The organism is Nitrospirillum viridazoti CBAmc, from assembly GCF_000730165.1.
GTDB lineage: Bacteria > Pseudomonadota > Alphaproteobacteria > Azospirillales > Azospirillaceae > Nitrospirillum > Nitrospirillum viridazoti.
The window spans coordinates 514,311-536,555 of record NZ_CP022110.1 but is presented as its reverse complement, the minus strand read 5'-3'; the positions used below and the strand labels follow the sequence as shown (position 1 = coordinate 536,555).

Annotated in this window: 15 protein-coding genes; 8 read left to right on the top strand and 7 right to left on the bottom strand. The window is 69.0% G+C overall.

Features of this window, described 5'->3' with window-relative positions; genetic code table 11:
* Window positions 1-128: 128 nt before the first annotated feature.
* Window positions 129-1,379, bottom strand: coding sequence for an ABC transporter substrate-binding protein (locus tag Y958_RS02610; RefSeq protein ID WP_211098514.1), 1,251 nt, complete (start codon window positions 1,377-1,379; stop codon window positions 129-131).
* A gap of 195 nt (window positions 1,380-1,574) precedes the next feature.
* On the opposite strand from Y958_RS02610, the gene Y958_RS02605 reads away from it, so the two are divergent.
* From Y958_RS02605 to Y958_RS02590, 4 genes are read left to right on the top strand one after another with little or no spacing between them, the layout of a single operon-like run.
* Window positions 1,575-2,381: an ABC transporter ATP-binding protein gene (locus Y958_RS02605; RefSeq protein WP_244909339.1), complete on the top strand. Its 807-nt coding sequence runs from the start codon at window positions 1,575-1,577 to the stop codon at window positions 2,379-2,381.
* Complete coding sequence (locus Y958_RS02600) at window positions 2,374-3,078, top strand: ABC transporter ATP-binding protein (RefSeq protein WP_088870794.1); 705 nt, start codon at window positions 2,374-2,376, stop codon at window positions 3,076-3,078. Before Y958_RS02605 ends, Y958_RS02600 begins: the two co-directional genes overlap by 8 nt.
* A gap of 1 nt (window position 3,079) precedes the next feature.
* Window positions 3,080-3,949: a branched-chain amino acid ABC transporter permease gene (locus Y958_RS02595; protein WP_088870793.1), complete on the top strand. Its 870-nt coding sequence runs from the start codon at window positions 3,080-3,082 to the stop codon at window positions 3,947-3,949.
* Window positions 3,949-4,875 (top strand): branched-chain amino acid ABC transporter permease, encoded by a 927-nt coding sequence (locus Y958_RS02590; protein WP_088870792.1) that lies wholly within the window; start codon window positions 3,949-3,951, stop codon window positions 4,873-4,875. The genes Y958_RS02595 and Y958_RS02590 overlap by 1 nt, the downstream gene beginning before the upstream one ends.
* Here Y958_RS02590 and Y958_RS02585 read toward each other — a convergent pair.
* Window positions 4,865-5,656, bottom strand: coding sequence for an NAD(P)H-dependent oxidoreductase (locus Y958_RS02585; RefSeq protein ID WP_088870791.1), 792 nt, complete (start codon window positions 5,654-5,656; stop codon window positions 4,865-4,867). The genes Y958_RS02590 and Y958_RS02585 overlap by 11 nt on opposite strands.
* A gap of 95 nt (window positions 5,657-5,751) precedes the next feature.
* Between Y958_RS02585 and Y958_RS02580 the strand changes: the two genes are divergently transcribed.
* Window positions 5,752-6,669 carry a LysR family transcriptional regulator gene (locus tag Y958_RS02580; protein WP_088870790.1) on the top strand — a complete coding sequence of 306 codons (918 nt, stop codon included), beginning with the start codon at window positions 5,752-5,754 and terminating at the stop codon, window positions 6,667-6,669.
* Here the strand turns inward: Y958_RS02580 and Y958_RS02575 are convergent.
* The 5 genes from Y958_RS02575 to Y958_RS02555 all read right to left on the bottom strand — a co-directional run bounded on the left by Y958_RS02575 (window position 6,666) and on the right by Y958_RS02555 (window position 17,931).
* Entirely contained in the window at window positions 6,666-8,684 is a 2,019-nt protein-coding gene (locus Y958_RS02575) for a beta-N-acetylhexosaminidase (RefSeq protein ID WP_088870789.1), read from the bottom strand. The two genes, Y958_RS02580 and Y958_RS02575, sit on opposite strands and share 4 nt — an antisense overlap.
* 47 nt (window positions 8,685-8,731) lie before the next feature.
* Window positions 8,732-10,489 carry an N-acetylglucosamine-specific PTS transporter subunit IIBC gene (gene nagE, locus Y958_RS02570; protein ID WP_088870788.1) on the bottom strand — a complete coding sequence of 586 codons (1,758 nt, stop codon included), beginning with the start codon at window positions 10,487-10,489 and terminating at the stop codon, window positions 8,732-8,734.
* Entirely contained in the window at window positions 10,489-13,080 is a 2,592-nt protein-coding gene (ptsP, locus tag Y958_RS02565) for a phosphoenolpyruvate--protein phosphotransferase (protein WP_186291229.1), read from the bottom strand. The genes nagE and ptsP overlap by 1 nt, the downstream gene beginning before the upstream one ends.
* Before the next feature lie 364 nt (window positions 13,081-13,444).
* On the bottom strand, window positions 13,445-16,123 hold the full coding sequence (locus Y958_RS02560; RefSeq protein WP_088870786.1) for a TonB-dependent receptor: 2,679 nt from the start codon (window positions 16,121-16,123) through the stop codon (window positions 13,445-13,447).
* A 305-nt stretch (window positions 16,124-16,428) separates the two neighbouring features.
* Entirely contained in the window at window positions 16,429-17,931 is a 1,503-nt protein-coding gene (locus Y958_RS02555) for a hypothetical protein (RefSeq protein ID WP_145727928.1), read from the bottom strand.
* A 303-nt stretch (window positions 17,932-18,234) separates the two neighbouring features.
* Here Y958_RS02555 and Y958_RS02550 point away from each other — a divergent pair, with 303 nt between their 5' ends.
* From Y958_RS02550 to Y958_RS02540, 3 genes are all read left to right on the top strand, one after another.
* Window positions 18,235-19,287 carry a glycoside hydrolase family 3 N-terminal domain-containing protein gene (locus tag Y958_RS02550; RefSeq protein WP_088870784.1) on the top strand — a complete coding sequence of 351 codons (1,053 nt, stop codon included), beginning with the start codon at window positions 18,235-18,237 and terminating at the stop codon, window positions 19,285-19,287.
* Window positions 19,288-19,432: 145 nt separating this feature from the next.
* Window positions 19,433-21,190: an ABC transporter substrate-binding protein gene (locus Y958_RS02545; protein WP_244909338.1), complete on the top strand. Its 1,758-nt coding sequence runs from the start codon at window positions 19,433-19,435 to the stop codon at window positions 21,188-21,190.
* A gap of 76 nt (window positions 21,191-21,266) precedes the next feature.
* Window positions 21,267-22,244, top strand: a complete 978-nt coding sequence (locus Y958_RS02540) for an ABC transporter permease (RefSeq protein WP_088870783.1) — start codon at window positions 21,267-21,269, stop codon at window positions 22,242-22,244.
* The last annotated feature ends 1 nt before the right edge of the window (window position 22,245 follow it).

The window sequence follows — 22,245 nt, the reverse complement described above, 5'->3', positions numbered from 1 at the left end:
CAATCCCCGCAAAGAGTCGCCTACCCCAGGTGGGCCTACTAGAGATAAGCCACCCCGCCCGACCTTCTACCGCCGGTGCGGTCGGGGCGGCAATGCGGCGAATGGGGCTTCAAAAACCGGACGCCGGATCAGGAGGCCTTTTTAGTGAGGGGGCAGGCGCCCTTGTCCTGGGCCTGGTAGGCCTCCTCCCCCGGAATGGTGCGCAGCAGCTTGTAATAATCCCAGGGCTTTTTGCTCTCCTCCGGCTTCTTCACCTCGAACAGGTACATGTCGTGCACCATGGTGCCGTCCTCGCGCACCGTGCCCTTGGCGAACATGTCGTCCACCGGAAGCTCGCGCATCTTGGCCGCCACCGCCTTGGCGTCGGTGGTGCCCGCTGCCTTGATCGCCTTCAGGTAATGCAGGACCGAGGAATAGGTTCCGGCCTGGATCATGTTGGGCATGCGTTTCATCTTCTGGAAATAGCGCTCCGCCCACTGCCGGCTGGCGTCGTCGCGGTCCCAATAGAAGGCCTCGGTCAGCACCAGGCCCTGCGCCGTCTTCAGGCCCAGGGCGTGCACGTCGCTGAGGGTGAACAGCAGGCCGGCCAGCTTCTGCCCGCCCTTGGTGATGCCGAATTCCGCGGCCTGCTTGATGGCGTTGGTGGTGTCGGTGCCGGCGTTGGCCAGGCCGATGACCTGGGCCTTGGACGCCTGCGCCTGCAACAGGAAGGAAGAGAAGTCGCTGTTCTGGAAGGGTGCGTTGACCGCCCCCACCACCGTGCCGCCCTTCGCGGTCACGAAGTCGGTGGTGTCCTTTTCCAACTGGTGCCCGAAGGCATAGTCGGCGGTGATGAAGAACCAGGACTTGCCGCCCGATTCCACCAGCGCCCCGCCCGTGCCCCGCGCCAGGGCATAGGTGTCGTAGGCCCAATGGAAGCCGGTGGGCGAGCAGGCCTCATTGGTCAGCTTGGAAGTCGCCGCCCCCACCACGATGTCGATCTTGCCCTTGGCCTTGGCCAGGTCCTGCACCGCCAGGGCCACGGAAGAGGTGGTGAGCTCGCCGATCATGTCGACGGCATCGGCATCGAACCACTGACGGGCGATGGCGACGCCGGTGTCCGGCTTGTTCTGATGGTCGGCGCTGAGCAGCACGATCTTGCGCCCCAGCACGCTGCCGCCGAAGTCGTCGATGGCCATTTGCGCCGCCACGACCGAACCGCGGCCGCCGAAATCGGCATAGGTGCCGGATTGGTCGTTCAGGATGCCGATGCGCACCGGCTTTGTCGTGTCCGACTCTGGAGCCGCCCGCGCCGCCCCCAGCGCCAGCAAGCCGAGCGCCGCGGCACCCAGCGTTGCCCCGAGAACCACGCGGGCGCGCCGTGTCAGAGTTCCGCTCATCCGCTTCCTCCCGATATCGTTATGGTCGGCGCCCGACCCTGCCGATCCCGGCGCCGCTGCCCGCCACTATGCCGCATCCCGGGCGATCCGGGAATGCAACACCTTGAAATATCTTGTTGCCCTGGGCCTAATGACCGCGGGAGACCAGATGCCCGGCGGACAATGCCGGCCAGGATGCGCGACAGGGCAGGCCCGATGACCGACCCCGCAATGACGGACGCCCCAACGGTGGTTCCGATAACGGACGTGGTCCTGGAGACACGGGGGCTGACCAAGTCCTTCCGGGGCTTCACCGCCGTGCGCGACCTGGACTTCACCGTGCGCCGGGGAACCATCCATGCCCTGATCGGCCCCAATGGCGCCGGCAAGACCACCGTGTTCAACCTGCTGACCAAGTTCCTGGCGCCGACATCCGGCCATATCCTGCATGACGGCGTGGACATCACCGCCGCCAGCCCCGCCGCCATCGCCCGGCGGGGCATAGGCCGGTCCTTCCAGATATCCGCCACCTTCCCCCATCTGACGGCGCTGGAGAATGTGCGCGTGGCGCTGCAGCGGCGCACGCCCGGCCGCTTCCACTTCTGGCGGCCGGAATCCACCCTGGCCGCGCTGAACGACCGGGCATTGGCCCTGCTGGCCGAGGTCGGGCTGGAGGCGCGGGCCCAGGAACCGGCCGGCACCCTGCCCTACGGCGCCAAGAAGGCGCTGGAGATCGCCACCACCCTGGCGCTGGACCCCGACGTGCTGCTGCTGGACGAGCCGCTGGCCGGCATGGGGCGGGAGGATGTGGCGCGCACCGCCGCCCTGATCCGCCGCACGGCGCAAAAGGAAAACGGCCGGCGGACGGTGGTGATGGTGGAGCACAACCTGGGCGTGGTCGCCGACCTGTCGGACCGAATCACCGTGCTGCAGCGGGGGGAAATCCTGGCCGAGGGCAGCTACGCCGATATCGCCGCCGACCGCGCGGTGCGCGAGGCCTACATGGGGACCGGGCATGCCTGAGACGGTGCTGTCGGTCACCGGCCTGGACGGCCATTACGGCGAGAGCCACGTGCTGCACGGCGTGGACTTCAGCATCCGGGCGGGCGAGGTCGTGACCCTGGTGGGCCGCAATGGCGCGGGCAAGACCAGCACCTTGCGCGCCATCATGGGCATGCTGCCCCGCCGCAGCGGCTCCATCGAATTGAGAGGCCGGCAGTTGATCAGCCTGCCGCCGCACCGCATCGCCCGCGCGGGCATCGGCTACGTCCCCGACGACCGGGGCATCTTCGCCAGCCTGTCGGTGGCGGAGAACCTGGCCCTGCCGCCGCGCGCGCGGGCGGGCGCCTTGAGCGATGGTGAGATCGACGCGCTGTTCCCGCGCCTGAAGGAACGCCGCGCCAGCCCCGGCACCAAGCTGTCGGGCGGGGAGCAGCAAATGCTGGCCATCGCCCGCGCCCTTCGCACCGGTGCCGGCCTGCTGTTGCTGGACGAACCGACGGAGGGCCTGGCCCCCGTCATCGTGCGGCAGATCGGCGCGATCCTTCGCGACCTGAAGGGCCGGGGCCACACCGTGCTGCTGGTGGAGCAGAACGTGCATTTCGCCGCCACGGTGGCCGACCGCCACATCGTCATGGAGAACGGCCGGGTGGTAGACACGCTGGACAACGCCGAGCTGGCTGCCGACCCCGGCCGGCTGGACCGCTTCCTGGGGGTGTGAGATGTCCGTTCAGGTCCTGTCGGGACAGTTGCTGCTGGGCCTTATCAACGGCGCCTTCTACGCCCTGCTGAGCCTGGGCCTGGCCGTCATCTTCGGCGTGCTGGGCATTATCAATTTCGCCCACGGCGCCTTCTACATGGTGGGGGCTTTCGCCGCCTGGGGATTGGCCACGTATCTCGACATCGGCTATTGGCCGGCCCTGGTGCTGGTGCCCCTGGCCTTGGGCCTGGCGGGCATGGGGGTGGAGCGGCTGATGCTGAAGCGCCTGGCAGGCCTGGACCCGCTGTACGGCCTGCTGGCCACCTTCGGCCTGGCCCTGGTGCTGGAAGGCACCTTCCGGCAGGTCTACGGCTCCTCCGGCCAGCCCTATCCGGTGCCGGAGGCGCTGCAGGGCGGGGTGAATTTGGGTTTCATGTTCCTGCCGCTCTATCGCGGCTGGGTGGTCGCGGCCTCCATCGTCGTCTGCCTGGCCACCTGGCTGGCCATCGAACGCACCGCCCTGGGCGCCCGCCTGCGCGCGGCGACGGAACGGCCGGACATGGCCCAGGCCCTAGGCCTCAATGTGCCCCTGCTGGTCACCGTCACCTTCGGTGTAGCGGTGGCACTGGCGGCCTTCGCCGGGGTCATGGCCGCCCCCGTCTACCAGGCCAACCCCCTGATGGGCAGCAATCTGATCATCGTCGTCTTCGCCGTGGTGGTCATCGGCGGCATGGGGTCCCTGTCCGGCGCCATCCTCAGCGGCTATGGCCTGGGCTTGGCCGAAGGCCTGACCAAGGTGTTCTATCCCCCCGCCGCCAACATCGTGGTGTTCGTCATCATGGCGCTGGTGCTGCTGGTACGCCCCGCCGGGCTGTTTGGGCGGGTGAACTGATGCGCCTCTCTCCCCTGACCTCGCTGACCCTGGTCGCCCTGGCCCTGCTGTTGGCCGCCCCCTGGGTGGTCTACCCCGCCTTCCTGATGAAGGCCCTGTGCTTCGCCCTGTTCGCCGCCGCCTTCAACCTGCTGCTGGGCTACGCCGGCCTGCTGTCCTTCGGCCATGCCGCGTTCTTCGGCGGGGCGGCTTATGTCACCGCCCATGCCGCCAAGGTCTGGGGCTGGCCGCCGGAACTGGCCATCCTAGGCGGCACGCTGGCCGCCGCGGCGCTTGGCCTGGCCATGGGCGCGCTGGCCATCCGTCGGCAGGGCATCTATTTCGCCATGACCACGCTGGCGCTGGCGCAGATGCTGTTCTTCCTGTTCCTGCAGGCTCCCTTCACCGGCGGTGAGGACGGCATCCAGGGGGTACCCCAGGGCCGCTTGTTGGGTCTGATCGACCTTGGCCAGCCCACCGACGCCTATTACGCCGTGCTGGCCATCGCGGCCCTGGGGCACCTTGCGCTTTACCGCATCGTCCATTCGCCCTTCGGCCAAGTGCTGAAGGCGGTGCGCGACAACGAGGCCCGCGCCCGGTCGCTGGGCTATGAGGTCGACCGCTACAAGCTGACCGCCTTCGTGCTGTCGGCCACGCTGGCGGGCCTGGCCGGCGGCACCAAGGCCCTGGTCTTCCAGATCGCTACCCTGACCGACGTGCAGTGGCAGATGTCGGGCGAGGTGGTGCTGATGACCCTGCTGGGTGGCATCGGCACCGTGGCCGGCCCGGCGGTGGGCGCCTTCCTGTCCGTGGGCCTGGAAAGTGCGCTCGCCACCAGCGGCCTGCCCGTCCCCGCCGTCATCGGCGCCGTCTTCATCGCCTGCGTCCTGGTCTTCCGCCGGGGCCTGGTGGGGGAGATCGGGGCGCGACTGAAGATCAGGCTTTGACCCCCTCTCGCAGATGTAACGCGAAGCCGGTGGCGCCGCCGCCCAATGACTCCCGCAGTTCCATGCTGGGGATCCGGTAGTCCCCGCCATTCTGCTGCCGATAGGGAATGGGGGCCGTCTGCTCCAAGGTGCGCAGGCATTCCCGCAAACGCTCGGCCTCGCGCTCGAAGCCCGCCGCGTCCAGCCGATCCGCCTGGTACAGGACGAAGGGCGGCAGGACGGCGTAGCCCGGGTAGTAGAGGATGCCGTGGTGGATGGGGAACAGCAGGTCGTCGATGGGGCCATTGATGCCGCGCGGGCCATAGTGCGGCGCCCAGCCGCCGGCGGTGGTGATGACCATGGCGCGCTTGCCCTGGAAGACGCCCTCGCCATAGCGGTCGCCCCAGCGCCTGTCGCTATGTTCGCCCACGCCATAGGCGAATCCATAGGCAAACACGCGATCAACCCAGCCCTTCAGGATGGCCGGCATGGTGAACCACCAGAGTGGGAACTGCAGGATCAGCATGTCGGCCCAGCGCAGCTTTTCCTGTTCCGCCAGCACGTCGGCCGTCAACCGGCTGGCGGCGTAGCCGTCGCGCGACGCCAGCACCGGCACCAGGCGATCCTCAGGCTTAAGGTCGGGGAAGTCGGCGTGGTCGACCACGGCCTTCCAGCCCATGGCGTGGAGGTCGGACACCTGGACGGTGTGGCCCTGGGCCTGAAGCTCGGCGACGGCGACATCGCGCAACGCGCCATTCAACGACCGGGGATCGGGATGGGCAAAGACGAGAAGAACGTTCATGGGGTTGGTGCTCCAGATTAGCGAACCGACCCCTCAGGTAGACCTGATCCCATCCATGCGCTACAGGTGGGCAATGCATAAGATCATGCCGAATTATGGATAAGTCCGACGTCACGCTAGAGCGCATGCGTACCTTCGTCCGCGTGGCGGAGCGGGGCAATTTGTCCGCCGTGGCGCGGGAGCTGGCGGTGGGCCAGTCCACCGTCACCCGCCAGCTGCGCGAGTTGGAAGAGGCGGTGGGCGTGCCCCTCTTGAGCCGCACTACCCGCCGCGTCACACCGACGGAGGAAGGCGCGCGCTATCACGCCCAGTGCGTCCAGATCCTGCGGCTGGTGGATCAGGCGTCGGATGAGGCGCGTGGTGGCCGGCAGGGCGCGGCGGGCACCATCCGCCTATCCTGCACGGCGGCCCTGGGCGTACGCCATATCAGCCGCCTGCTGTTCGCCTTCCAGGATCGTCACCCGGACATCGGCATCGATTTGAGCCTGACGGATGAGCGTGTGGACCTGGTGCGAGAGGGCGTGGACATCGCTCTACGCCTGGGCCCCCTGACCGACAGCACCCTGAAGCTGAAGCCCCTGGGCCGTTCACGCCGATCGCTGATGGCCTCACCGGATTATCTGGCGCGGCGGGGCCGGCCCGCCCGGCCGCAGGATCTGGCAGACCACGACATCATCCGCATGTCCAACGTGGCCGGCAGCGACACGCTGGTGTTGCACGGACCCGATAACGATCAGGTGGAAGTGCCGGCCGGCGGGCGCTTCCGCGTCGACCATGGCCTGGGCGCGCGCGAGGCGCTGGCGGCCGGCCGGGGCATCGGACCCACCCACCATTGGCTGATGGATGACTTGCTGGCCGACGGGCGGGTGGAAATCGTCTTGCCCGGCCATAGTCCGCCGCCCGTGCCCTTCAACATGTTGATCGTGCCGGAACGGGCGGGCATCGCCCGCGTCCGCCTGCTGATCGACTTCCTGGCGGACGCCGTGCCAGGCATTCCGGGGATGGGACCTTAAGGCGCCGCCTTCACCAGCCTGGTCACCGCCGGCAGGATGGCGAACTCCAGCTCAGCACCTGGCTCCACCGCCTCCGCCAGCGCCTTTTTCGCCGCGGCGCGGTCGGCCAGGGGCTTGCCCGTGGCCACGGCATCGGCGGCGGCCAGCCCCGCCTCGGCCAAGCGGGTCAGCTTGGCCGCCGGCCCGGCCAGTTCCGCCAGCAACGGCGTGGCCTGGCGGTAGGGGGCCAGCAATGTCTCCGCCGTCTGCCACCGTTCCAGCAGGCTCCGCACCTGCGTCCGGGCGGCGGTGTCGCCAGGCTGGGCGATGAGACGGTCCACGGCCAGGCCGAATTCCCGCGCCACGGCGCTTTCCGCCGGGATCGCGTCCACCAGGCGGTTCAGGGGCGTGGACTGCACGGCGTCCGGCCGCTGGGTCGAGCGGTTATAGTCCTTCAGCGGTTCCACCGCCTGGGCCAGGGACCAGACGGCGCCAACCCCCGCCGGCCCCGCCACCCGGGCCAGCATGGCCTCATTCGCCGCCCTGTGCCTCGAACCGGCAAAGGCCAAGTCATCGGCCACACTGTCCAGACGCGCGTACATGGCCGGGATGTCGGCCGTCATATCCTTGGGCGACCACAGCTTTTCCGCCACCACGGCGGCGCGGGGCCATAGGCGGATATCCAGGTTCTCCGGCGACAGCCGCTCGCTCCAGGCGCAGGCTTCGCCGCCCAGGATCAGGCCCTCCAACCCCGCCGGCAGGTTTTCCGGCATGGGGTCGGCGGCGTAGTGGCGACCGGCCGGCCAGCTCAAATCCAGATAATAGGGGGCGGACAGGATGCCGGCATGGCCGGCCAGGGCCGCCTTCTTCAGCGATTCCGTGTCCCGCCAGGACTGCACCACCACGTCCTTGGGCATGTCGCCGTCCATGATCTCATCCCAGCCGATGGCATGCTTGCCGTGGCGGGCGACGATGGCCTGCACCCTGGTGGTGAACAGGGCCTGCAAGGCGGCGGTGTCCTTCAGACCATGGGCCTTCATATAGGCCTGGACGGCGGGGCTGGCCTTCCACTGTTCGCCGTTCACCTCATCCCCACCGATGTGGAAATAGGGGTCGGGGAACAGCGCAGTCATTTCGCTAACGAGACGGTCCAGGAATTGGTATGTGCTGTCGCGCGTCGGGTCCAGCGCCGGGTCGAAGACGCCCCAGTGCCGCTCGATGGTGTAGGGGCCGGGCGCGCTGGCCAGTTCCGGATAACCCACCAGCCAGGCGGTGGTGTGGCCGGGCATGTCGAATTCCGGCACCACGCGGATGCCCCGGTCGGCGGCGTAGCGGATGACTTGGCGCACCTGGTCCTGGGTGTAGAAGTCGCCATCCGACCCCAACTGGTGCAGCTTGGGGAAGACCTTGCTTTCCACGCGGAAGCCCTGGTTGTCGGCGAGGTGCCAATGCAGCACGTTCAGCTTCACCGCCTGCATCAGGTCGATGGTGCGTTCCACCGAGGCGATGGGCATGAAGTGGCGCGACACATCCAACAGCAGGCCACGCCAGGGGAAACGCGGCTGGTCGTGGATGGTTACCGCCGGCACGGCCCAGCCCTGGGGGCCGTTGGTCACCAGTTGGGCGAAGGTGGCGATGCCCCGGTTGATACCGACTGATGTCGCGGCCGTGATGCTGGCGCCCTTTGGCGTCACCGTCAGGGTGTAGGCCTCATCCTCCTGGGGCGCCGGCACGGCGGCGCTGACGCCCGTGACGGTCAGCGTCAGGGTGGCGCCTTTCGCCACCGGCGCGCCGGCCAGGAACTGCCCGGTCTTGGCCGACAGGCGCTGGATCAGGGTGTGGGCCGCCACGGTCAAGTGCGGGTCGGCGGGCCCCGCCAGCGCCACGGTGAAGCCGCCATCCACCAACAACTGCCCCGTGCCCGCGCTCATGGCCGCCGGCAGGGGCATGAGCGCCGCCTGCTGGGCGTAGGCGGCGGAACCGACGCTGGCGGCCATCAGGGTCACGCCGGAGACAAGCAAGGCCTTCAATCGCATGGGTAAGTGCCCCTGAGGAAAGCGGAACCGTGGATGGGGTTGGGCCGTCAGCCCCTGGCCATGGCGTGGGTCAGGGCATCAGCCAGCGGGGCGGCGGGGCCCCCCAGCAGCAGGTGCAGGCGGCCGGAGCCGACCCGGGCCACACCGCGCAGGCCCAGGGACAGCAAGCGCCCCTCGTCCACGCCGGCGGCATCGGCGACACCCAGCAACAGGCGGGTGGCGCGAGCCTCCACCGTCTGGACGTTGCCCGTGCCGCCCAGGGCCGCCAGCACGGTGGCGACATCCGGCAAGGGGGCCGGAGCGGTGGCCGGCGCCGGCTCCTCCACCGCAACGGCGACGGCAACCGCGCCGCCCGCCGGCAGATGGGTCAGGGCCTTGCGGATCTCGCCCGCCACCTGGTCGGCCACGGGGCCCAGCACCACCTGCAGGGCGGTGGCGTTGGGGCGGACCACACCGCGGGAACCCAGGGCCGTCAGCGCCGTCTCATCCACCGCGCGGTTGTCGGCCAGCACCAGGCGCAGGCGGGTGGTGCAGGCGTCCACGGTGCGAATGTTGCCGGCCCCGCCCAAGGCGACGACGAAGCCCCCGCCCCGACCCTGCTCGGCCAGCGCTTGGGTGGATACGACCGCCACCGGCGCGTCCTCCCGCCCCAGGGTCTTCAGGTTGAAGCGGCGGATGACGAAGGCGAAGGCGGCGTAATAGACGGCGAAGTAGGCGGCACCCACCGGCAGCAGCAGCAGGGGCCGCGTCGCCTTGCCGAAATTGACGATGTAGTCGACCAGCCCGGCGGAGAAGGTGAAGCCCAGCTTCACCCCCAGCACGTCCATCACCACCATGGCCAGGCCCGTCAGCACGGCGTGCAAGGCGTAGAGGGGCGGGGCCACGAACATGAAGGTGAACTCGATGGGCTCGGTCACGCCAGTCAGGAAGGCGGTCAGCGCCATGGACAGCAACATGCCGCCGATGGCCGCCCGCCGTTCCGGCTTGGCCGCGCGATACATGGCCAGGCAGGCCGCCGGCAGGCCGAACATCATGACGGGGAAATAGCCGGCCATGAAACCGCCTGCCGTGGGGTCGCCCGCGAAGAAGCGCTTCAGATCGCCCGTGGCCCCGTGATAGTCGCCCAGGATGAACCAGGCGACATTGTTCAGGATGTGGTGCAGACCGGTGATGATCAGCACCCGGTTCAGCAGGCCGTAGAGGAACAGGCCGACGTCGCCGGCCGACAGCACGGCGCGGCTGAGCCCGTCCAGCCCGGCCTCAAGCACCGGCCAGCCGAAGCCGAAGATGAGCGCCAGGCCCAGCCCGGCGAAGCCGGTGGCGATGGGCACGAAGCGCCGGCCGCCGAAGAAGGACAGGAACTCCGGCAGCTTCAATTCGCTGTAGCGGTTGTAGAGGCCCCCGGCCAGCAGGCCGGACAGGATGCCGGCCGGCACGCCGATCTTGGCCACCGCCTTGATCTTGTAGCTGGTGGCGGCGGCGTCCAGCGCCGTTCCGGTGAGGCCGGCCACCACCTCCGGCGGCACGCGCACCAGGGCCTGCGCCCCCTGTGTCGCCACCAGGAAGCCCACCACGCCGGCCAGGCCGGCGGCACCGTTGTTCTCCCGCGCCAGGCCCACCGCCACGCCGATGGCGAAGACCAGGCCCAGGTTGGTGAAGATGGCCTCGCCGGCGGCGGCGATGAAGGGGATGCCCAGCAGATCGGGCTGCCCCAGACGCAGCAGCAGGCCGGCCACCGGCAACACGGCGATGGGCAGCATGAGGGCGCGGCCCAGCTGCTGTATCAGGGCGAAGCGGTCGCGCATCAGGCGGCTCCCTCGGTGATGGCGACGGCGAGACCGGCGCGGGCCAGCAGGCTGCGCACGGCGGCGGCGGACTCCTGCGCCAGCGCCTCGGTGGCGAGCGCAACGCAGGCGGCCCTGTCCAGCGGGCGCAGGGCCGCCTTGATGTCCGGGATGGTGGGCGGGGTGGCCGACAGCTCCGTCACGCCCAGGCCCACCAGCAAGGGGGCGGCGGCGGGGTCGGAAGCCAGGGCGCCGCATACGCCCACCCAGCGGCCGTGCTTGGCCGCCCCCTCCGCCGTCTGGCGGATAAGGCGCAGCACGGCGGGGTGCAGGGCGTCCAGGCGGGCGGCCAGGTCAGGGTTACCCCGGTCCATGGCCAGCACGTACTGCGTCAGGTCGTTGGTGCCGATGGACAGGAAATCGGCCTCGGTGGCCAGCTGGTCGGCGGTCACCGCCGCCGCCGGCGTTTCCACCATGACGCCCAGCTGCACCGGCGGGGCATGGCCCAGGGCCTCGCGCTCATGGTCCAGCATGTCGCGCACGGCCCGCACCTCATCCAGGGTGGCGACCATGGGCACCATGATGCGGCACTGGCCCACCGGACGGACGCGCAGGATGGCGCGCAACTGGGTGCGCAGAATCTCCGGCCGGCGCAGGCCGATGCGCACGCCGCGCAGGCCCAGGATGGGGTTCTCCTCCCGCGGCAGCGGCAGGTAGGGCAAGGGCTTGTCCCCGCCCACGTCCAGGGTGCGGATGATCAGCGGTCGGCCGGCCAAGGCCGTCGCCACCGCCTGGTATTGGGCCGCCTGTTCATCCTCATCGGGTGCCGTCTGCCGGTCCAGGAACAGGAATTCGGTGCGCAGCAGGCCGCAGCCCTCCGCCCCCTTGGCCACGCCCTTCACCGCGTCGGCCACCTTGCCGACATTGGTGTAGACCTCGATGCGGGTGCCGTCGGCCATGACGCAGTCGGCCGCCGCCGCCTTCAGGTTGGCCTCGGCCAGCACCTTGCGCCGCGCGGTCTCGCGCTCCAGCTTGGCCAGGTCATCGGCCGGCGGCTGAACATGCAGCAGGCCGCGATCGGCGTCCAGGATCAGCGGGGCGTCATCGGGGATGCGCAGCACGGCGGCCCCGCCCGCCACCAGGGCCGGCACGCCCATGGAGGCCGCCAGGATGGCCACATGACTGGTGGGGCCGCCGCGCGCGGTGCAGAAGCCGGCCAGGCGGCCGGCGTCCAGGTTGCTGAGCTGGCTGGGCATCAGCTCTTCCGCCACCAGGATGGCGCCCTGGGGCAGGATCACCGGCTGCGGCTCCCGCCCGGCCAGGGCCAGCATGACCTGGCGGCGCAGGTCGATCAGGTCGGCCGCGCGCTCCGCCATGCGGGGGTTGCCCAGGGCGCGGAGGGCGGCGGCGGACCGGTCGGTGGCGCCGCGCCAGGCGCTCCCCGCGGATTCGCCACCGGCAATGGCAGCCTGCGCCTCGTCGAACAGGTCGGGATCGTCCAGGATGGCCAGGTGCGCCTGGAAGATGTCGCGACGCTGGGTCTGGCGCGTCTCTTCCGCGTGGGCCACGGCGGCGGCCAGACGGGCGCGCACGCGATCCAGGGCGTTGGCAAGGGCCTGCCGCTCGGCATCGGCGTCCAGGCCGCTGGCAGGCACCTCCACTTCCTCTTCCTGCAAGCGGAAGGCGCGGCCCAGCGCCAGGCCCGGGGCGGCGGTGACGGCGCGGATGACGGCCGTCTCACCCGGGGCGAAGGGCGGCTGGGCCTCCAGCACCGGCGGTTCGTCGTGCGGCGGCACGGCGGCGCTGGGCAGCGAGGGCACGGGCAGCGCTTCGGCAAGGGGAACCGGTGCCTCGCCCAGGCCGGCGGATATCGCGGCGGCGACGGCGGCGACGGCGGCGGCGGCGTCCTCCCCCTCCGCCAGCACGGTCAGGGCGTCGCCATGGCGCAGGCCCAGCGACATGGCGGCCACGGCACTCTTGGCATTGGCGCGGCGGCCTTGCGCCGCCAGGAAGACGGCGGCGGCGTAAGACTTGGCGGCGGCGGCCAACACGGCGGAGGGCCGGGCGTGCAGGCCATGCACCAGGGGCAGCACCACTGATTGTTCCGCACTCTGGGTGCGTTCCCCGGTAGCAGCACTGGCGGCGGCGTCGCCCTGCACCAGCAGGGTCAGCAGCACCTCGCCCGCGCGCACCGGCGCGCCGGTCCTGACCTCCACCACCGTGGCGGCCGGGCCGCCGGCGACGATCAGCGGGGTCAGCAGGCTTTTGGCTTCCCTGGCCAGCAGGTCCATGTCGAAGTCGATCAGGGCATCGCCGGCCCGCACCAGCGCGCCCTCGGCCACATGGACGGTGAAGCCCCGGCCGCCCAGGGCCACGGTCTCCAGCCCCACATGCATCAGGATTTCCACGCCGCAGTCGGCGCGCAAGGTCACGGCGTGGCGCGCGCGGTGGACGGTCAACACCACGCCGTCGCACGGGGCCCGCAGGGTGCCGCCCGTCGGGTCCAGCGCCAGCCCTTCCCCCATCATGCGCTGGGCGAAGACGGGATCGGGCACCTCGTCCAGCGGGGTCGCCCATCCGTCCAGCGGGGCCAGCAAGGTGAGCCGCGTCACGTTTGCCGTTCCCGGCGTCGCACCGGCTGGCGCCCCATTTCCCACCATCGAACCGCCCACGCCTCTTCCTCATTTCCCGGCACCCTGGGGCACCGTTTCGGCATTCAACCCGACTAAAGCACGCCGCCCCCGGTAGCGGGCAAGCGGCGGGACGCCTCATCCCGCGAAACTCCAACCCCGGGAAAAAGGGCCCGGACGAACGCCCGGGCCTTTCCAAGTTCGGGGAGATCGAGAGCACAATCCAAAGAAAGTACGCCCTCACGGAAACAACCCGCCGTCCGTGACGAACCAGCCGACGGGGCACTGGCGGCGGCCGGGGATCAGGGGAACGTCCCCTGGGCCGGCCACCACACACTCATGAACCTCAGTACTTGAAGTGGGCGCCGAAGTAGTACTGACGGCCGTTGTCGTAGATGGCACGCGGCTGGTCAGTGTTGTTGGCGTAGTACTTCATCAGCTCATCCGTGATGTTCAGGGCCGAGAAGGTCAGGCTGAGGTAGTCATTGACCGGTATGTTGACCGACGCGTCCAGGGTGCCGAAGTCATCCTGGTTTTCCAGGGTGCTGCGATCCAAGCCCACCACGAAGTGCGAGCGGAAGGTGTAGGACAGGTGGGCGCTGATCCAGTCGTTCTCGTAATAACCCGTCAGATTGTAGGTGTGACGGGAGTTGCCGATCATCGGCGCGCCACTTTCCTCGGTGCCGTAGGCGTAGGTGTAGTTGGCCTGGACGCCGAAGCCGCCGTAGATCGGCTGCTGGATCGCCAGTTCAAAGCCGCGGTTCTTGGCCGAGGTGTTGAACGGGTGGGTCACCTGGTAGGTGTGGTTGGCCTTGTAGAAGTCGGAATAGAAGGTCTGCGGCGTGACGCCGTAGGTCACGTACGAGTTCATGTCGTTGTAGAACACGGCGAACGACAGCAGGGACTGCGGGCCGTAGTACCATTCCAGCGAGGCGTCGTAGTTGGTGGACTCGATGGGCTTCAGGTCGGGGTTGCCACCCGAGCCGGAGGAGGCCACGTCGTTCAGGCTGACCGAACCGCCCAGCGCGCTGTAGTCGGGCCGCGCCATGGTCTTGGCCACCGCCAGGTGGGCCACCACATCGTCGGTCACCTCCAGCTTCAGGTTGGCGCTGGGCAGCACGTTGACGTAGTCGTGGCTGATGTTGGTCGGCACATAGGGGCCGAAGGCGGAGGTGTTGATGGCGCCCGGCGCCCCGGCGGTGGAGGCGAAGTACACCAGGCTGGTCAGGTTGGTATCGACGAAGCGGACGCCGAAGTTGCCCGACCAGCCGGCGCCGCCGACATTGGCCATGACATAGGCGGCGCTGTCGGTCTCCGACACCTTGAACGAACCCGGCCAGTAGTAGCGTGAGGTGCCATCGGCACCATTGATGGGGTCGGCGTTGCCGATGCCGTAGGAATTGAAGAAGGCGGCGACCTGGTCGTTCGACAGGTTCCAGATGTTGCTGAGGACGGGACCACCCAGGTTGGAACCGAAGCCGGCGGGATAGGTGCCGCTGGACGAGGGCGTGGCCACGCCCCAGCCGCCGTTGGCGCAGCAGCCGCCATCGACCTTGAACTGGGTATTGCGCTGGTGGGCGCTGACGCGCACGCCGGCCTTCACCGAGTCCCAGATGCCGGACTTGACGTCGTACTTGGCGTCCAGCTGGCCGTAATACTCCTGGTCCACGGCCGTCAGCACGTCGGTCCAAGCCCAGCCGGTGGCGTAATTGCCGTTCTGGGTGCCGGTGGGGATGCCGAAATTGACAGTGGCGGGGGCCGACAGGCCGTTCAGCGCGTAGCTGGCGGACGAGGCGGCCACCGCCTCATAGGCCGGCTCGCTAGGCGTGTCGCCCAGGCCGTAGGTGTAGCCGACCTTGCCGGTGAAGCTCAGGCGGTCGGTCGCCTGGTAGGTCACGTCGGCGTCGATGTAGGACGTCTCGGCCGAGGCGCCGGGGCGCGAGATCAGGTCATAGACGATGGCGTTGGTCACCGACGGCGTGGTGGCCGAGGTCAGGGTGTGGTTCTTGACGGTGTAGGCGGTGGGCACCGCCTGCTGCGTCGAGAAGATGCTGGAACCCCAGTACATGAAGTTGCGGTTGGAATTGTCGGCGTCCATGTGCGAATAGAAGCCGTTGATGTCCACCGTCAGCTTGTCGGTCGGCGTGAACTCGACGTCGATGTCGCCGCCCATACGCTTGCGCTTCTGCTGGAACAGGGCGGAACCGATCAGGGTGGGGTAATAGACGCCATTCAGTTCCGGGTGTGCCTTGACGGCAGCGTCGGTGGCGGCGAACTGCGAATAGCCCAGGACTTCCTGGCCCTCGCGCTGGACGTCGCGTTCTTCATAGAAGGCCTGCGCCAGGACGCCGAAGGTGTTGGACTTGTTCTTCCACGACACCAGGCCGTTGAACTGCGGCGACACCTTCTCGGCCATGTCGCCGTAGACGCCCTCGATATCGGCGGCGGCGGTGAAGTTGTCCTTAAAGTCCAGGGGCTTGCGGGTGAGGATGTCGATGGAGCCGGCGACGCCGCCCTCGACCAGGTCGGCCTGCTGGCTCTTGTACACCAGGGTCTTGTCGACGATTTCGGACGGCAGCAGCGAGAAGCTGACCGAGCGGCCGACGGTGGAATACTGGTCCAGCAGGAACCAGTCGCCGGTGGCCACACCATGGCCGTTGATGGTGGTGTTGGTCAGCGAGGGGCTGGAGCCGCGAATGCTGACACGGTCGGCTTCGTCGAAGCCGCCTTCGCCGGAGGCGGCGGATTGGATCATGACGCCGGGCACGCGCTGCAACGCGTCGGCCACGTTCTTGTCGGGCAGCTTGCCGATGTCTTCCGCGCTGACCACGTCGACCACGGCGGTCTTGTCGCGCTTCACATCGATACTGTCCTGGATCGACTTGCGGAAGCCCGTGACCACGATTTCGTCGAGGCTGGAGTCCGCCGCCGGGGCGGGCGCGTCGGCCGCATAGGCCGTGGCCGACATGGCCAGCACCGCTACCACGCTGGCGGAACCGCGCAGCATCTTTCTCCCAAAACCCATCAAACCCTCCTCTGGCCCATCTTTTGTGTTTACCGGCGCGGCCAACCATCGGACCCAACCGACGGCGCCACGCCTGGAACCAGACACCGCCAACCCCCTCTTGCCCGATTGGGGAGCCCACCGGGGCAACCCGGGGTGACCGTGCGTTCCGGCATATCAGGCATGAGAGGGGGGCGGGGGCGAAAGGCTGGTTCCGGCAGAATGTCGAAAATGACGGCAAAACCGGGGATTTTGACTGCCGCGGCCGGTGAAACCTGTAACATTACAATGTATTACTTATGGACTGGGCGGCGGATTGGGCGGCGCTATATGCGCTCGGCATGCCGCAGGTGCTGTTTCAGCCGGCCCAGGGCCTCGCGCACCCCCTCCCGCTCCACACCCGCGTCGGGGCAATGCCGCAGCACGAATTCCGCCGTGCGCACCACATCGCGCCAGCGGGGGTTGCGAGGCAATGTTTCCACCAGCAGGTATTTATCCAGCGTGCGGGTCTGCAGCGAACTGCGATCCATATAGACGCGCCACAGCCCGCTTTCCTCCGCCAGCTCGATCTTCCCCTTGCGCTTGGCGTGGTGCCAGAAGTCCAGCGCCAGGGTCATGACGTCGACGATGCAGCGGCGGAACTCCTCATTGGCGTCCAGGTCGTTGGCAGGCTCGACCTCCAGCACCGGGGCGGGGGCCGGCATTGCCGCCTCCAGCACCGGTTCGGGGACCGGCGTGACGGCGGCGATCACCGGCGGCGGGGTGACGGGGGCTGGCACCATGACGGGCGGCGTCACGGGAACCGGCACCTGAGCCACCACAGGGGCCTTGGGCGCGGCGTGGCGGGACTGGCGCCAGGTCCAGCCGCCGGCGGCGGCGCTCACCAGGGTCAGACCCCAGGTCCACCAGCCCAGCCAGCCCGACAGGGCCCAGCCGCTGGACAGCACCTGGAACTGCCACGGCGATCCGGGCACGCCGTACACACCATAAGGAGACAGGCCACGGGCCGACGCCGGCTGGTCCGCCGGGTGCCCGCCGGCATCGATCAGCGTAAAGCCGACACCCTGGCGCGCCAGGGTGCCCAGGCGGCGGTCTACCGTGGCCAGCGGCAGGCGGAAGGCCACGACACCCTCCACCGAGCCATGGCGCACCACCGGCCGGGCCACCAGCATGCCTATTCCCTCCGGCCCGTCGCTGGCGGTGGCGCCATCCAGATCCTTGGGCGGAGTGACCACCAGCACCTGGGTGGGGTCGTCCACCTTCTGCAGCCGGGCCATGATCTCGCGGAACACCTCGCCCAGCGGGGTGTCGCGGGCGTGGGCGTCGTTCAGGTCCTGGCCGAACGCGCCATCCTTGCGCAGGCTGTAGACCACGCGGCCCAGGCGATCGATGAGGTAGAGGTCGCTGAAAACGGATGAGCCGATCATGTCCACGAAGCTGGCGTGGAAGCGGTCGTGCACAGCCATATAGGGGGCGAGCGCGGAAGAGGCGCCCTGCTGCTGCGCGTCGCCCGCCGCGAAGGCGGTACGCAGCAGGGCAGCGGCCCGCTCGGGATTGGGGGAAATCTGCGCGAAGGCGGAGGCGAAGCCGTAATAACGGCCCACGCTGTAGCCGATGAAGCTGGTGCTGGAGAAGGCGGCACTCTGGTCGCGCGCGGATTCGTACAGGATGCCGAGATCATGGGCGGCCATGTCGCGGGCGGTGGCCACGGCCGTGTCGGTGCGATCCATGACGGCGTACAGCGCCGTCATCAGCGACAGGCAGAGCAGCACCGCAAGCGTGACGAGGCTGGCCGGCGCCTTGATAGCCCACCTCTCAAACCCGACCACCCCGATCACCCCCTGTTTTTTGATGGGGACAGGAATACATCCAAATCCACCGACATCACTGTTTTTAAATCGGCTTTACCGGCGCACGGCTGCGAGCATACCGTCAATTTCGTCAATCCGCAAAGCGGGCCTTGATCGCCAGGGCCTGCCCGGGCTCCCCTGCCGGGGACCGCGACCGGCCCGCCGAGGCGCGGATTTCCTCGATATTCCGCCCCCCCACCGCTTCCGGCGCCCCGCCCGCGCCGCGGGCCCGGCCGCGCCCGCGCCCAGCATCAGAACCAGCATCAGAAAAGGTGACGCCCCATGACCGTAAGCACCCGCCAACCGCCGCTCGCCGTCGTCTTCGGGGTGCCGGGGCTGGAGATGACGGCCGACCAGAAGGCCTTCTTCCGCGACGCCGACCCGCTGGGCCTGATCCTGTTCAAGCGCAACTGCGGTACACCCGATCAGCTGCGCCGCCTGTGCGACGATTTCCGCGATGCCGTGGGCCGTGCCGACGCCCCCATCCTGATCGACCATGAGGGGGGACAGCACCAGCGCATGGACCCGCCGGTGTGGCCGGCCTTCCCCCCGCCCGCCCGTATCGGCGCCCTGTATCGCCGCGACCGCGCGGCCGGGCTGGCGGCGGCCCATCTGGACGGCGCGGCCATCGGCAGCCTGTTGCGCCAGCACGGCATTTCCGTTGACTGCGCCCCCCTGGCCGACGTGCCGGTGCCGGGCAGCCACGAGGTCATCGGCGACCGCGCCTTCAGCGACCAGCCGGACGAGGTGGCGGAACTGGCCGGCGCCTTCATGGCCGGCATGATCGCCGCCGGCGTCACGCCCATCATCAAGCACATCCCCGGCCACGGCCGCGCCATGGTGGACAGCCATGAGCGCCTGCCGGTGGTGGATACCGACCTGGACACCCTGGCCGACAGCGACTTCCTGCCCTTCCGCCGCCTGGCCCAAGGGGCGATACAGGGTCCGGGCCCATGGGCCATGGTGGCGCACATCGTGTTCAGCGCGGTGGACACCGCCCGCCCCGCCTCCATCTCCCCTTTGGTGGTGGAGCAAGTGATCCGCGGCCGCATCGGCTTCGGCGGCGTGCTGATTTCCGACTGCATCTATATGGAGGCGCTGGCCGGCACCCTGGCCCAGCGCTGCGCCGCCGTGCTGGCCTCGGGCATCGACATCTGCCTGTCCAGCCATGGTGATGTGGATGAGTGGCGGCCCATCGCGGCCGCCGCCCGCCCCCTGACGCCCGACAGCCTGGCGCGCCTGACCCGCACGGCCGTGCCCGCCCATGGTACCCCCGGCGGGCTGATCGACGACGTGGCCGCGGCCGCCCGCGACCTGACAGCCCAGCTGGCGTAAACGGCGCTCTGACGAAACTGACGAGTTTGCGCCCTGGCCTGGGGCGGCCCGGGCGGCGACAGTGAAAGGCGGGACGGGGCGCCAGAGACCGATTAGAGTCCAGCGGCGCTCCAGTCCGGGAGCTTCAGTACCTTTGGGGACGGCCTTGATCCGACGTTTCGTTTCCATCACGGGTGTTGCCCTGGCCCTGGCCGCCACGGCGCTGGCGGCCCCGACAGCGACCGCGCCCATCGCGGCGCCCACTGCGCCGCCCGACAGCCAGCCGGCCCCAGCGACGCTGACCGTGCTGGCCGCCATGTCCAGCGGCTGGGTCCGCAACTTCAACCCGTTCAACGAGACCAGCCGCCTGCCCAGCGTGCGGGAGTTCATCTATGAGCCGCTGGTGGTCTTCAATTCCATGTACGGCGGGCGCCCCGAATACCGCCTGGCCACGGACTACGCCTTCTCCCCCGACCTGTTGAAGCTGACCTTCAAGCTGCGCGACGGGGTGCAGTGGTCGGACGGCCAGCCCTTCACCGCCGCCGATGTCGCCTACACCTTCGACCTGCTGCGCCGGTTCCGCGCGCTGGACACGCTGGACATGGGCAACCGCGTCGCAGCGGTGGAGGCGGTCGACGCCCACACCGTGGTCTTCACCCTGAAGAAGGTGAACACCAGCATCGTGTTCGAGATCGTGCGCGTGCCGGTGGTGCCCCGCCATATCTGGTCCAAGGTCGCGGATCCCGTGACCTTCACCAACGACGCCCCCGTCGGCACCGGCCCGATGACGGAGGTGAAGCGCTTCACCCCTCAGGTCTACGTGCAGTGCCGCAACCCCAACTACTGGGACGGCGCCGACCTGAAGGTCGACTGCATGAGCTTCCCCCAAGTGCGCAACAACGAGCAGCTGCTGACCGCCGCCGCCGAGGGGCGGCTGGACTGGTTCGGCGCCTTCCTGCCGGATATCGAGCGCACCTACGTGGCGGCCGATCCCAAGCACCACCGCTATTGGTTCCCGCCGGGCGGCACGGTCGCCATCGACATCAACCTGAACAGCCCCAGCCGGGGCAACCGCGCCGCCTTCCGCAACGTCAATTTCCGCCGCGCCGTCAGCATGGCGGTGGACCGGCGCGCCATCGTGGACATCGCCGGCTACGGCTATCCCGAGGTCAACGAGTACGCCAGCGGCATCGGCCGCACCTATCAGGACTGGGTGAACCCGGAAGCCGAGCGCCAGTACGGCCGCTACGCCCATTTCGACAAGAACGGCGCCCAGGCCCTGCTGGCGGAGAGCGGCTTTCGCGACGTCAACGGCGACGGCTACATCGACAATGCCGATGGCAGCCCTATCGCCTTCGACATCCTGGTGCCTACCGGCTGGACCGACTGGGTCAATTCCACCCAGCTGGTGGCGGAAAGCCTGAACGCCCTGGGCCTGAACGTGCGCGTCTCCACCGTGGAGCCGGCGTCCTGGGCGCAGAAGCTGATCAGCGGCGACTACGACATGGCCATCAACGGCCTGTTCCCGGGGGAGACGCCCTACCGCAGCTTCGACACCGGCTTCCATTCCCGCTACAGCGGCAAGACGCGCTTCGCCCCCACCCGCTTCACCGATCCGGACCTGGACAGCGCGCTGGACGCCTTCGTGGCCACCATCGACCCGACGGAGCAGCGCCGCGCCATGGACAAGGTGCAGATGATCGTGGCGGCCAACAGCCCCTACGTGCCGCTGTTCAGCAACCCCACCTGGTACGAATACAACACCCGCCGCTTCAAGGGCTGGTTCAACGCCGACAACCCTGTGGCCCGACCCGACGTCTTCGACGGCACACCCGAACGCCTGCTGCACCTGCTGGCGCTGGAACCGGTGAAGGGCCAGGCCGCAGCGGCGGCACCGCCAATCCCCTCCGCCGGCGGCGGGTGATCCCGCCGCCCCTCGTCAGATGACTGGACGCTTTCGGGCGATCCCTCAGACACCTAAAGGCCAAGGCTGATATCCTATGTCCTTCCTGCTTCGCCGGGCCGGGTTCTACGTCGTCGCCTTCGTCGTGGCCGCGATCTTCAACTTCCTGCTGCCGAGGCTGATGCCCGGCAACCCGGTCGACATCATGTTCGCCCAGGCGGGCACCGTGCTGCCGCCGGAAAGCCTGGAAGCGCTGAAGGCCACCTTCGGCTTCGTCGACGGGCCCTGGCCAGTGCAGTTCGGCCGGTATCTGGCCAGCGTCTTCACCTTCGACCTGGGCCTGTCGGTGCGCTTCCACCCGCTGACGGTCAACGCCGTGCTGATGCAGGCCCTGCCCTGGACCCTGCTGCTGGTCCTGACCTCCTCCCTCATCGCCTTCCTGCTGGGGTCGGCGCTGGGCATCCGCGCCGCCTGGCGCCGGGGCGGGGCCTTCGACAGCTTCGGCGCGCCGGCGGCCTTGATGATCCAGGCGGTGCCGCCGCTGGTGACCTCGCTGGTCGCCCTGTTCGTGCTGAGCATCCGGCTGAAGTGGCTGCCCACCGGCTACGCCTGGGCGCCGGAGCTGGACCCCGGCTTCACCCCGGCCTTCATCGGCAGCGTGCTGGTGCATGCGGCCTTGCCCATCCTGACCCTGGTGGTGGCGCAGATCGGCGGCTACCTGGTCACCATGCGCAACAGCATGATCAACCTGCTGGGCGAGGACTACATCACCCTGGCCACGGCCAAGGGCCTGTCGGACGGGCGCGTGCGCTACGCCTATGCCGCGCGCAACGCCCTGCTGCCCACCGTCACCAGTTTCGCCATGACCCTGGGCGCCACCTTCGGTGGGGCGCTGATCACCGAAATCGTCTTCAACTATCCGGGCCTGGGCTACACCCTGTACCAGGGCATCACCGCCCGCGACTATCCCCTGATCCAGGGTCAGCTCATGCTCATGACGCTGGCCATGCTGACGGCGAACTTCGCGGCGGACCTGCTGTGCCTGGCCCTGGATCCCCGCCTGCGGAGGGCCTGAG

Excerpts from the sequence above, each read along its gene's own strand:
- Y958_RS02610 (WP_211098514.1), bottom strand. The coding sequence starts at position 1,379 with ATGAGCGGAACTCTGACACGGCGCGCCCGCGTGGTTCTCGGGGCAACG.
- Y958_RS02605 (WP_244909339.1), top strand. The coding sequence starts at position 1,575 with ATGACCGACCCCGCAATGACGGACGCCCCAACGGTGGTTCCGATAACG.
- Y958_RS02600 (WP_088870794.1), top strand. The coding sequence starts at position 2,374 with ATGCCTGAGACGGTGCTGTCGGTCACCGGCCTGGACGGCCATTACGGC.
- Y958_RS02595 (WP_088870793.1), top strand. The coding sequence starts at position 3,080 with ATGTCCGTTCAGGTCCTGTCGGGACAGTTGCTGCTGGGCCTTATCAAC.
- Y958_RS02590 (WP_088870792.1), top strand. The coding sequence starts at position 3,949 with ATGCGCCTCTCTCCCCTGACCTCGCTGACCCTGGTCGCCCTGGCCCTG.
- Y958_RS02585 (WP_088870791.1), bottom strand. The coding sequence starts at position 5,656 with ATGAACGTTCTTCTCGTCTTTGCCCATCCCGATCCCCGGTCGTTGAAT.
- Y958_RS02580 (WP_088870790.1), top strand. The coding sequence starts at position 5,752 with ATGGATAAGTCCGACGTCACGCTAGAGCGCATGCGTACCTTCGTCCGC.
- Y958_RS02575 (WP_088870789.1), bottom strand. The coding sequence starts at position 8,684 with ATGCGATTGAAGGCCTTGCTTGTCTCCGGCGTGACCCTGATGGCCGCC.
- nagE (WP_088870788.1), bottom strand. The coding sequence starts at position 10,489 with ATGCGCGACCGCTTCGCCCTGATACAGCAGCTGGGCCGCGCCCTCATG.
- Y958_RS02560 (WP_088870786.1), bottom strand. The coding sequence starts at position 16,123 with ATGGGTTTTGGGAGAAAGATGCTGCGCGGTTCCGCCAGCGTGGTAGCG.
- Y958_RS02550 (WP_088870784.1), top strand. The coding sequence starts at position 18,235 with ATGACCGTAAGCACCCGCCAACCGCCGCTCGCCGTCGTCTTCGGGGTG.
- Y958_RS02540 (WP_088870783.1), top strand. The coding sequence starts at position 21,267 with ATGTCCTTCCTGCTTCGCCGGGCCGGGTTCTACGTCGTCGCCTTCGTC.